At 68.3% G+C, this 11,633-nt stretch carries 8 protein-coding genes; 1 reads left to right on the forward strand and 7 read right to left on the reverse strand.

From position 1 onward, the window contains the following. The 6 genes from ACWD5O_RS32810 to ACWD5O_RS32835 all read right to left on the reverse strand — a co-directional run. The coding region (locus tag ACWD5O_RS32810) for an IniB N-terminal domain-containing protein (RefSeq protein ID WP_450087668.1) at nucleotides 1-850 on the reverse strand (850 nt) is incomplete at its 3' end. Nucleotides 851-1,703: 853 nt separating this feature from the next. Then, a complete protein-coding gene (locus ACWD5O_RS32815; protein WP_354968660.1) occupies nucleotides 1,704-2,945 on the reverse strand; it encodes a styrene monooxygenase/indole monooxygenase family protein in 1,242 nt (413 codons plus the stop codon). Between the two features lie 21 nt (nucleotides 2,946-2,966). Further along, entirely contained in the window at nucleotides 2,967-3,572 is a 606-nt protein-coding gene (locus tag ACWD5O_RS32820) for a GTP-binding protein (RefSeq protein WP_450087669.1), read from the reverse strand. Continuing rightward, a complete protein-coding gene (locus ACWD5O_RS32825) occupies nucleotides 3,550-3,894 on the reverse strand; it encodes a DUF742 domain-containing protein (protein ID WP_354968662.1) in 345 nt (114 codons plus the stop codon). Before ACWD5O_RS32825 ends, ACWD5O_RS32820 begins: the two co-directional genes overlap by 23 nt. Before the next feature lie 24 nt (nucleotides 3,895-3,918). Beyond that, nucleotides 3,919-4,383 carry a roadblock/LC7 domain-containing protein gene (locus tag ACWD5O_RS32830; protein ID WP_450006321.1) on the reverse strand — a complete coding sequence of 155 codons (465 nt, stop codon included), beginning with the start codon at nucleotides 4,381-4,383 and terminating at the stop codon, nucleotides 3,919-3,921. After that, the gene (locus tag ACWD5O_RS32835) at nucleotides 4,380-5,603 is read right to left on the reverse strand and encodes a sensor histidine kinase (protein ID WP_450087670.1); all 1,224 of its coding nucleotides are present in this window, start codon (nucleotides 5,601-5,603) and stop codon (nucleotides 4,380-4,382) included. Before ACWD5O_RS32835 ends, ACWD5O_RS32830 begins: the two co-directional genes overlap by 4 nt. Before the next feature lie 715 nt (nucleotides 5,604-6,318). Between ACWD5O_RS32835 and ACWD5O_RS32840 the strand changes: the two genes are divergently transcribed. After that, the gene (locus ACWD5O_RS32840; RefSeq protein ID WP_450087672.1) at nucleotides 6,319-8,178 is read left to right on the forward strand and encodes a potassium transporter Kup; all 1,860 of its coding nucleotides are present in this window, start codon (nucleotides 6,319-6,321) and stop codon (nucleotides 8,176-8,178) included. Nucleotides 8,179-8,739: 561 nt separating this feature from the next. Here ACWD5O_RS32840 and ACWD5O_RS32845 read toward each other — a convergent pair. After that, the gene (locus ACWD5O_RS32845; protein ID WP_450087671.1) at nucleotides 8,740-10,320 is read right to left on the reverse strand and encodes a protein kinase domain-containing protein; all 1,581 of its coding nucleotides are present in this window, start codon (nucleotides 10,318-10,320) and stop codon (nucleotides 8,740-8,742) included. Nucleotides 10,321-11,633: the final 1,313 nt, after the last annotated feature.

The following is an 11,633-nucleotide window of genomic DNA, read 5'->3' on the forward strand; positions in this document are numbered from 1 at the left end:
CACCGGTGACGCCGCCAGCCAGGCCGGTCACGCCATGCACCGTGCCGCCCAGATCGCCCGTCACACCACCGACACCGAGCCCGCCGACCGTGCCGTCCAATGTCCCGCCGACGTCGACGATCACGCCGCTGGCACCGAGCCCGCCGACCGTGCCGTCCAGGGTGCCACCGACGTCACCGATCACGCCGGCTGCCAGGGCGGTGACGCCGTGCGCCGTGCCGCCCAGGCCGCCGGTGACTGCGCTGACACCGAGTCCACCGACGGTGTTGTCCAGGGCGCCGGTCACGCTGCTGAGGCTCACGCTGTCGAGGGTGGCGCCCACGTCGCCGGTCACACCGGTGAGGCCGAGGCCGCCCAAGGTGCTGTCGAGGGTGCCGGCCACGCCGCCGAGCGCCAGTCCGTCGACGGTGGCACCCGCGCTAACTCCGAGGCTGTCTCCGGCAAGAAGGGACGTGACGCCCTGGACAGGAACGTAGTCAGCGACCAGCGGAACGATGTCCTGCACGTCGGCCGGGTTCACGTCGTTGAGGCCCGCGCCGTCCAGCGCACCTTGCGGGTCCGCCTCGTACGCCGCCCGGGCGTCGACGTTGCTGAGCAGGCCGAATACGAAGTCCTGCAGGCTCTGCGGCGACGCCATCCCAGCGGTTACGCCCATCTCGGCGGTCGACCCCGCGTTGGCGGTGGACTCCAGACTGGTCGTCGAGTTCGCATCGGCAGTTACCTCCGTGTTGCCGGTCCAATCGGCGGCAGATGTGGAGTTCACGTCGGCGGTTGAATTTGTGCTGGCGCTTTCACTCATGTTGCCGGTCCCATCGATTGATGTTTTAGGACGTGGTCCAGGCAAGCTCACCCGACCCACGATCGACCGTAGGTTGAACAGCGGTATCGGGCATCGGGGGTGCACCCCAGCGTTATCCCGCCGGGTTAGGGCATCGGCGGCGTTTGGCGTTAGGGGATTACCGGGTTCCTGCGCGAAAGCCCCCATCGATAGCCCCAGGTTGGTGAGGCGCAGCAGCCGGTCAGCGAACTTGACGGCGTCATCGAAGCGGCGGTTGCCGACTGCCCCAAGACATGACTGCCGTTCAGACAGTTGGACCTCGATGCGGCCATGCAGCGTCCCTCGCGGGATCCATGGCCACCACACGACCCGGCCGCGCCTCAGCGCCCGGCGCCGACCCGGCACGACCACCGCACGGGTGACTGCGGTGTACCGGGTCTGAACGGCACATTGGCCTCACTTTCCCACCGCGATGTGGCTCCCGCTCCCGCACGTGCAGGCCGAGATCAAGGCCGTGGCCGCCGCTGCGCTGGGCGGTAACTGGCGTCCGCAACGCGGGAAGCCAAGGCGGTGCTGTCCGCTCGAGTACCAGCGCAAGCTCAATAACGGCAGGACGGCCGCCGTGCCCCCGACATGACGCCTCGCCAACGCTTCTACCGACACATTCTCGAGAGCCCACCGAAGCCGCGCCGGCAGGTTGTTGACAGACGTCGGGGTCGGCAGAGACATCACAGCCGAACCAGCCCGTGCCCGACGAGGTGCTCCGCGAGATCACCGGCCGGCGGCAACCACTCCTCCGGGCAAGCGACAGGGGGGAGGTCATACCGGGGCCAGGCATCGACGAATCTTCGGTGGGACGATCAGCGAGACAGCCCGCCGTAAGTCGCTTCGGAGTGATGTACCGGCGGACGCTGTGGTCGGTGGATCAGTTGGCGGCGAGTGTGGCCAGGTAGGTGTCCGCGGCGTCAGGTGTCATGAACCAGTTCTGGAAGTCGTTGGGGTCGGAGAAGCCGTTGGCGAACCGGCGGGCGATGGTCGGGTTGGTGGAGGCGGCCGCGAGGATCTGCTGTACGTGCGGGGGTAGCGGCTGGAGCATGGCGTTGGTCCAGGTGGTCACGGCCTGCCCGGCGCTTTCCCAGAACCGCTCGAACGTCTGAGTCATCCAGGGTCCGTCGAACGGCTGGTCCCCCCGCTCCAGGATGGATCCGAGGTATGAGTAGGCGCACTTGGCGGCGGTGTTGCTGCCCTGGCCGGTGATGGGGTCGTTGGCGACCACGACGTCGGCCATGCCCAGGACGAGGCCGCCCGAGGGCAGCTCTGCCACGGGGTGGCGCACGGTTGGCGTGTATCGACCGGACAGGGTGGCCCGCCCGTCGGTGAGCTCCACGTCGGCGCACCGGTCATAGATCCATGGGGTGTACTGGCGCACGAGCTCGAGGGTCAGCTTGAGATGCTCGGCCGGGTCCCGCCGGTCTTTCCACAGGTCAAGCGGGCCGTCGGGCACGGCTTCCCAGAATAGGATCTCGCATGGCCCGGACAGGGTCAGTGCGGGGATGACGAAAAGTTCCCCGAGTCCGGGGACGGCGTTGAAGCTGACATGCGGCACCGGCCACAGCGGGTCCGGTGTCATGCCGTGCACGTAGGCGACGGCGAGTCCTCGCTGGGGTGCCGTGTACACCGACCGCTGCGGGTCGCGGTCGAAGACGCCAACCAGGTCGCCCTTGCCGGCGGCGACGATGGTCAGGTCGTAGCGGCGCAGCTTGGTGAGGCCGTCCAGGTCCGCGGTCGTCACACCCTGGTAGTGCACCGTGCCGCCGCGCTGCTCAAACAGCTCCAGCCAGCTGGCCATCTTCAGGCGCTGGTCGGTGCTTTGCGCGTAGCGATCCAGAGGGCCAGAAAAGCGCAGCGCTCGCTCGCCGGGTGGGGCGGACAGGGACAGCTGCAGCCCCTCGATGTGCGGTGTCTGCTCCTGCCAGAGATCCAGCCCGTACTCACGCTCGGTGTCCAGCGCCGCGGCGAACATCGCCTGGGTGCTCATCACCCAGCCGCGGCGAATCTCATCGGGGGTACGGGCCGACATGATGGTCACGTCGTACCCTTCGGCGAGCAGACTCAGCCCGAGTTGCAGCCCGGACTGTCCGGCCCCCACGATCAGAATCTTCCGCATTGGTGCCTCCAGGTGGTTGAGCTACCGGGCCGCGAGTGCGTCCGGGACCGCGCCGGTGGTGCGTGCCATCGTGTGTTCGACGACTGCCAGCAGGGCCCTGGCGACCGACGACGGGTCGCGGGCGTCGCAGGTGATCAGCGAAACCTCGGCAGACAGCGTGAGGGCGGCGCGGATGTCCTCTAGCTGGTGCGTCAGCACGCCGTCGAAGAGGTTGACGCAGACCACGAACGGCACGTCGCTGTCTTGCTCGAAATAGTTGACCGCTGGGAACGATGCCTCCAGGTTCCGGGTGTCGGCCAGCACCAGCGCGCCGACCGCGCCCCGGCACAGGTCGTCCCACATCGGCCAGAACCGTGGCTGCCCGGGTGTGCCGAACAGGTACAGCACGAGGTCGGCGCCGATCGTCAGCCGGCCGAAGTCCATGGCCACGGTCGTGGTCGTCTTGTCGATTCCCGGGTCCAGCCGGTCCACCGTCTCGCTCGCCGCCGTCATCCACGCCTCGGTGTTGATCGGGGGAATCTCGGAGATGGACTGGACGCAGGTGGTCTTACCGACGCCGAAGCCGCCGGCGATGACGATCTTCGCCGAGGTCAGCAGGGGGCTGTCAGGCAAGCTGGCGGAGGCCATCGCGCAGTCTCTCCAGGAGGTGAAGATCGATCTGGGTGGTGTAGTGGCCGTCGTGGATCTGCAGCCGGTCGGTGGCGGCGAGGTCGTCGACCACGACCCGGGTCACGCCCAGCGACATGCCGCATACCGCCGACAGTTCGGCAACCGATCTGGTTTGCCGGGCCTGCTCGTACAGTGACCGCGCCTCGGGCAGCAGCCCTGAGGCGAAGACCGCGTCATAGAACGGCACCGACACCAGGGTGTGCACCAGCAGATGCTGCCGGGTGCGTGCGCGTCCCCCGGTCAACACGTAGGGCCGCACCTTCCAGTAGGTGGTGGGCACTTTCGCTCCCTCGGCTCTGGCCACTCAACCGGGCGGCTGGCTGACGGTGAGGCGGTGCAGATCGTGGCGGACCTGCGGGGTCAGGACGTGCCCGACGGCGCCGACGAACTGCGTCATGTGGTAGGAGACGACCCGCAGGTCACAATCAGCGGCAGCGGCCACGGTCAGCCCCGCGGAATCGCCGACCCGCATGAACATGAGGTGTCCGCGCGGCAGGCGAACAGTCAGATATTCCGACGCGCCTAGGTCGAGCAGATCTGCGCTGCGGTCGGCCATGCTGAGCAGCCCCGCGGTCAAGGCAGCCAACTGATCGCCCAAGTCCCGGGAAACCCCGCGGGAAGCGGCGAGCTGCAGACCGTCGAGGGACACGATCAAAGCATGGGTGACACCGGGCACGTCGTCGGCGAACTGGCGCACCAGCCACGCGAAATCCTGGTGCCCGGAGGCGGCCGCCTGCGGTCCGCCGCTGCCGCCGTTCGGGTGAGTCATGGCAGGTGTCCTTCGGGTTTCACGGTTGGTGGTACCTGTGCATCGGTGACGCCGGCGGCGAAAGCAACCGTCTCGTCCGGCCAAGTGTCCCGATCTGGCGAGGCGCGGTGCCCCGATGCGGCAACGGCGTTCTCAATCCCGCCATCGGGGCGGCCGTCAGCGCGCACACTCTCCGGTACGCGACGGGGAAGACCACCATCACTGGCGACCGATTGCGCTGCGACGCGGTGGCCGTTGCCGCCCGGCCGGCCATGTACGAGCGTCAGGCGAGAGGTGGGAGCTTGCGCGCCCGGGTGCGACGCCTCCACCTGCCCCCCTCCTTCACGGGCTCCGGTTTGAACCGACGGGCGGTGGGCCACCGGTGCCGCACGTTGGGGATGCGAGGGTGGAGGGGGTGTGGACGCCATCTCACATAGCAGCGGCGCGGGAACCAGCACGGTCGCGGTCGTGCCGCCCGAGGGTCGGTTTGTCAGCGCGACCCGCAGGTGGTGGGCGCGGGCCAGGTACGAAACGACGACAAGACCCAGATGCGCTGCCGGGTTATCCGCGACCGGCGCCGATGTGTTCCCGGCCAGCATGGCGTTGAGCGCAGCGAGTTGGTCGGGCCTGACACCGACGCCGGCGTCCTCGACACGAAGCAGCACGCTGCCGTCCTCGGTGATGAACGACGACACGATCACCGACGAGGTCGGCGGGGAGAAGCGGGTTGCGTTGTCCAGCAGCTCAGTCAGCACCCGAATCACGTCGTCGGCCGCGAACTCTACGACCCCGAGGCCCACCACAAGTCCGACACGAGTTCGCGCGTAGTACTCGGTAGCCGATGTCGCGGCCCGAATGACATCGACTAAGGCGACCGTCTGCCGGTCGGCGTCCTCGACACGCCGTCCCAACAGAACCTGCAGGTTCTCCGCGTGGCGGCGGATGCGGGTGTTCGCGTGGTCGATGCGGTAGAGCCGCTCGAGCCGCTCGGGATCCTGCTCATCGGCCTCGACAACCTCGAGGTGGCTGCCCATCTGGTAGGCCGACGCCAGAATGCGCAGCGCGAACTGCTCGCAGATCGCGGGCCACAGGGTCTCGACACGCTCCGGTGGTGGCGACGGGTCCGGTGGGGTCGACCCCTGCTCTTGAGCGACCGCCCATTGCGCCACGGTGGGGTCCAGCCATCTGGCCAACCGTTGCCGCCACGTCACCGGATGCCCATCCATCGAGTGAGTTGCCACGGCTTGATGTTTCACGATCTACCCGACCAATCGGTTATCTCGTGTTCTGGCATGGTGCAGCAGTCAACCACCGTCTTCCACCGATCGCAACGCTTCAGACCCCGACTGGGAGAAATCTTCCTATTCACCTTCGCCTGTCCGTCCGGTCGGCCGCGGCAGGACCGTCTCGGCGTCCTGTCGCACCAACGCCATCGTCCGGAGTGCAGCACTGCGGTGAAAGGCGCGCGGCGTCGGCTGAAATGGCTACTCCTGGTGTACCTCACGGTGCTGTCGGTCACGCGGAGCGTTACCCGGGCGTCGTGAGTCCCGGCGCGCCATGGATGTCGCGCACCCCGACCTCCAGAGGAACAGGCGTCGATGGTCCGGATGTCGTTACGGTCCGCCAGACACGCTCGACGTCCAACCATCCGCACCCCAGCCGCCGCTCGATCCGGCTGGTGTCGCCCGTCCAGGTGGGGAAACCTCTTGCTGTCCAGGCCGCTGGCGCCGTAGCGGAGATCTCGGCGGTGGTGCCATTCCTGCTGGTGCGGCAGGTCGGTACCCCGTCGCCACCGATTCCGACATACGACCCAGGCGGTTGCGTGTTGGTTGGTATGCCTGTGGGGTGGCGGAGCTAGCGGACGACGAACAACCCAGCCTGGACCAGGGGCCGGCGAAGAGTGGTGAGCCGGCGTCTCGGACGGCGTCTGCGGGTCGTCGGACGGCGGGGCTTGGGCTGACGTTAGGCGCCTTGGGCGTGGTGTACGGCGATATCGGGACTAGCCCGCTTTATGCGTTGAAGACGGTGTTCACCCTCGACCGTGGCCTGGTACCGACCGCGCCGGACGTGTTCGGCGTGATCTCGCTGGTCTTCTGGTCGATCATCCTTATCGTGTCGGTCAAGTACGTCATCTTCATCCTGCAGGCCGACAACGAGGGCGAGGGCGGGGTGATGGCCTTGGCCGCGCTTGCCGGAAGAGTGCTGGTCAAGGGCAGCGAAAGGCGCGCCGCCACTGTGCTGGCGCTGGGTGCCTTGGGTGCTGCCCTGTTCTACGGCGACAGCGTGATCACCCCGGCGATCTCGGTGTTGTCAGCGGTGGAAGGGCTCGAGGTCATCTCCCCGGCGTGGGCGGTGGTGGTGCTCCCGGTGTCCGCGGTGATCCTCACCCTGCTGTTCGCCATTCAGCGTTGGGGCACCGGACGGGTCGGGGCGGTGTTCGGGCCGATCATGCTGCTCTGGTTCGCCAGTCTGGGCGTCGCCGGCGCGGCTGAGGTGATCCGTCATCCGAGCGTGCTGGCCGCGCTGTCCCCCAGCTATGCGGTCCTGTTCTTCGTGGACCACCCCGTCATCGCGTTCATCGCCATGGGCGCCGTGGTACTGGCGATCACCGGCGCCGAAGCGCTCTACGCCGACATGGGACACTTCGGCGGCGCCCCGATCCGCCTGGCCTGGTTCGCAATCGTGTTTCCCGCCTTGACGCTCAACTACCTCGGCCAAGGCGCGTTGATCCTGCGCGCACCCGCCGGTCGGGAGAACCCGTTCTTCCTGCTGCTACCCGACTGGGCGCAACTGCCGATGGTCGTCCTGGCCACCGTGGCCACCGTCATCGCGTCCCAGTCGGTGATCTCCGGGGCGTTCTCAGTGTCCCGGGAGGCCATGCGGCTGGGCTTCCTGCCGCGCCTGCGCATCCGGCAGACCTCGTCCCACCAGTACGGACAGATCTACGCGCCCGGGGTGAATTGGGGCCTGTTCGCGGCAGTCCTGCTGGTGGTGTTCGCGTTCGGCTCATCCACGAACCTCGCCGCCGCGTATGGGGTAGCAGTCACCGGCACGTTCCTGATCACCACGACCCTGTTCCTCGTCGTCGCGCGGGTCCAGTGGCATTGGCCCTTCTGGCGACTGGTGCTGTTCGGGGCCGTCTTCGGCAGCCTCGAGCTGACCTTCTTCACCGCGAACCTAGCCAAGGTCACCCACGGCGGGTGGCTGACGCTGCTCATCGCGATCGTCCTGTTCACTCTCCTGCTGACCTGGCGGCGCGGAGCGCAACTGGTCACCGCCCGGCGCATCGAGCGCGAAGGCCCCCTGCGCGACTTCATCGACACCCTGCACGCAGCGAACATCCCGCGGGTGCAGGGCACCGCCGTTTTCCCTCACCCGAACAAGGAGACCACTCCCCTGGCGCTGCGGGCGAACGTCGCGCACAACCACGTACGCCACGAGAAGATCGTCATCGTCACCGGTAGCACCGCGAACGTCCCCCACATCCCGTGGGATCAGCGCCTCACCATCGACGATCTCGGCGACCCAGACGACGGCATCATCCACATCAGCGCCGTCTTCGGTTTTCAGGACCCCACCGATTTCCCCGAGGTCATGCGCCGCAGCGCCACGCACCCCCTCGCCGAAGGAATCGACTGCGAGCAGGTCTCCTACTTCGTCTCGCGGATCACGCTGCGCTGCACCCGTAGCCCGGGTATGGCCACCTGGCGTAAACGGCTGTTCATCGCCCTTGCCCACAACGCCGCCAGCCACGCCGAGTTCCTGCACCTACCGGAGGAACTCACCATCGTCCTCAGCGCCGAAGTCCCCGTCTAGACCCGCGCTCGTGGACCACCTCGACATTGTCGTCCGCAGTGCTGGCCGACGACTGGACCGCCGGCCGGCTGGGACGGGTGTCCGCGCGGAGTCCTTCCTGACCGGGGTGGTGGCCTCAATCGTCGTGAACGTCCTAGCGGCGCCGGACAATCTGGCGGCCCGAGTCATCCGCCTGGCCGGCCTTGGCGTTGTTGCTGGTGCTGGAGATGCTGACCGCCGGTCAGCCGGCACGGCCACCAGGGTCAGCGTTAACAAAGATGGGAGAGGAAGCGCACGTCCGCGCACCGGAGAGCACCGGCCCTGATACCGCACCGCCGTCCACGAAGCCTCCAGCGGCCCGCAGGCCGGTTGCACCAGTGAAGGCCCGACCGGCGGCGATCGACGCCCGGCCATCCACTGCCGCACGTGTGCTCGCCGCGGACGCGCCGCCAGCGTGGCGGACATTGCCTGGCAGGCCGCAGTCTCCGACCGGACAGCGCGGCGGCACTTCAACGGAACGCTTGTTGCGTAGTGCCTCGCCTGGCACCAACAACCGACCGCGCAACCGGTGCATCAGAGCTGTTAGTCGTCGTCTTCCCTCTCGCCCGCCCGGGAGTAATACCCGGCCAGCAGCTCCTGCAGGCGGGCGGCGGTGTCGGCGCTGATCCTGTCCCCGTCGGCTGCCTTGGCGATCCACTCAGTCAATCCTCGAATTCGCTTGGCACTGTCCTTTGGCTTGCCCCGGTCTACGTCGGCAAGCTTGTCCCGCAGCTCCTCGGCCGTCTTCGGGTCGGTCTCGTTCCTGCTCTCCGCGTCGTCGATCACCGCCGTCAGTTCGGCGGCCAGCTGCCGCAGCGTGACCGGCGTGAGCCGGCCGGTCGACGGCGCGCCCACAGCTGGGTCGATCGACGGGCTTGGCACCTCCGAATCTGACTGCTCGACCGGCGTGACGTGCGACGGTTGCGCAACGGGCGGACCATCCGGTCCGTCGTTAAGGGCGATCAGGCCCACGAGCCCGACCACGAGGACGAGGCCACTGGCCACGAGCACCCCAAGTATCCGGTTCGACCGGCGCGACGGGCTGACCCCCGATGCGAGGCGGCGCACGAGTGGCGCGCCTGGTGCGCGGTCGATGAGGGTGGGCGGGTGCGCCAGCGCGACCGGCGCGCGACCGGTCGGCAGGGTAGGCAGGATCGCGGTGGGCGGGTCGGCCGGCTGCCCAGCGCCGAATCGGGTAGCGAGCAGCGCGGCTGTCGGTCGCCGGGCTGGATCGGCCGCTAGGCAGGCGAGGGTGAGACTGGCGGTGTCGGCGGGCATGCCGGGGATGCGCAGCGGCGGTACCGGGGCGCGCTCGGCGTGCACCTCGAGCGCGTCCTCCCAGGTCTGCACTGGCAGCGGGGCGCGGCCGGCCAGGGAGCGGTAGAGCAGCGCACCCAGGGCGTAGACGTCGCTGGCCGGGTTGGGCGGGCCGGCGGCCAGCCGCTCCGGGGCGAAGTAGGCCGGGGTGCCCATCAGCAGTTCGCCTGTCTGGCCGGCGAGCGGGTGGTGCGGGCCGGCGAGCGCGGCGATGCCGAAGTCGAGCACCTTGGCGCCGGTGTCGGTGAGCATGACGTTGCCCGGCTTGATGTCGCGGTGCACCACTCCGATCCGGTGTGCGGCGGCGAGCGCCGCGGCGACCTGGCCGGCGATCCGGACCGCCTCGGGCCAGGCGAGCGGGCCGCTGGTGAGCCGGTCGGCGAGGTTGCGCCCGTCGACCAGCTCCATCACCAGGTACGGCACCACCGTGCCGCCGGCCAGGGTCGCCTCGCCGTAGTCGTACACCTGGGTGATGTGGGGGTGGGTCAGCCGGGCGGCGGCGCGGGCCTCGCGCTGGATGGTGGCTCGCAGCTGCGGGTCGACGGCGAACTCACCGGCGAGCGCCTTCACGGCGACGGGGCGGCCGAGCACCTCGTCGTCGGCGCGCCACACCTCGGACATCCCGCCGAGGCCGATGCGCTCGCGCAGGACGTACCGATCGTGCAACCGGAGGGTGGGCGTGAACGGCGACATGGCCGTCCAGTCTGCCCGCCCGGCGGCACCAGCCATCAACCGCCCTGCCGCCACCGGGCTGAGCGCGCCGAGGAGACAGCGCTGGGGTACGGCGACGGCGCTGAAAGGAGCCACCCGTTCGCACCTGCCCCCACGCGCACGGCGATCGGGCTGAAGAACCGGTTGACCGTGACTGCTGAAAGGCAGAAGGCGAGTACCACGCCGAGCACGTCCTCTGCCTCGTCTCCCCGCCGACTGCGCGACGTCAACAATGTCGTGATGACAATCCGCGATCTAGAAGGGGACGAGTCAGGCGGGTGTTGCGGGTTGGCACAGCAGCTCACCCGTGGCCGGATCCTGGCACAGATAGCGACGTTCTTCGTGCATCCAGCCCCATAACCAGTCCTGCCACAGGGGCTCACCACAGTGCCGGCACTCGGCACGTTGTTCCTCGGGCGCCGGCTGTGGCACCTGGGTCGATGTATCTGGCGCGCTCGTTGTCACGGTTTTCCTAGCGTTGATGTTCCGGTTTGTCGTACCTCGGCCCATAACCTTCCGCCCGCAACTCCCTCATCAGCGGGGGTGTTGGAAAGCTCGCGGTCGGCGCGCAGCCGGTAGAGGCACGGCCAGTAGGCCTGGCAGTCCCGGCACCGGCGAGGGTCGCCATCGCTTTGCCGATGTCGGTCTGCAAGCACCTGCCAGTTCTCCGCGGCCACGTCCATGACGCCCTGTACCCAGAAGCGGCCGCGGTCACCCCATCGAGGGCTGCTTCGCCACCCATGATCGCTGCCGATGTCACGGCCGTCTCTGCGCGCCGTCGTGAGGATCCCCCAGTCCGATGACTTCATCTGGCCAGCACGACGACCACCATGGCAAGGCACCCGATCAGCAAGGTCGTCCCGCCTTACATGGCATAGGGCCACCACTGGTCGGACAGGTGGGTTTCGATGCGAATCGATTGAGTCGGCAGGGTCCAGTGCAAAGGTGGAGGCGGCGTCGTGTCGTCGGCCGACGGCCGCTCCGGCGGTGGGGTTTGGGGCATCGATTGAGCCAAGACTGCTCCCTGCGGGCGTCCCTGCGCTCGGACGCCTCGACCGGTAGCTCGGCTTCTGCTATGCCGCCCTGTGCGGTCGTGGGGGATCAGCTTCGTGGTGGCCTCCGCGGTTGTCCGCTTGAGCTCCTCCAGGACGGGTAGAAAATCCGAACCTCTGTAGCCTTCGCGACGGATTTACAGAGCGCCAACGCCGAGGCCCTGACCAGCACTAACGCCCCTTCGCCCACGTACAACGACACGGAGACGACACAACTCTTCCTCGGAGGGTGAGGTCGTCGCCGAGGCTCAGCCGGCGGCTGGTGGTCCACGACACCGCGGTGCCTGTCGGTTTGTCCGCCCGGCCGACACCCGGCCCATAGCCTGACTTCATGGCCGAATCGGACGGGCAGTCGCA

The sequence above is a fragment of the Micromonospora sp. NPDC005161 genome (genome assembly GCF_053599855.1).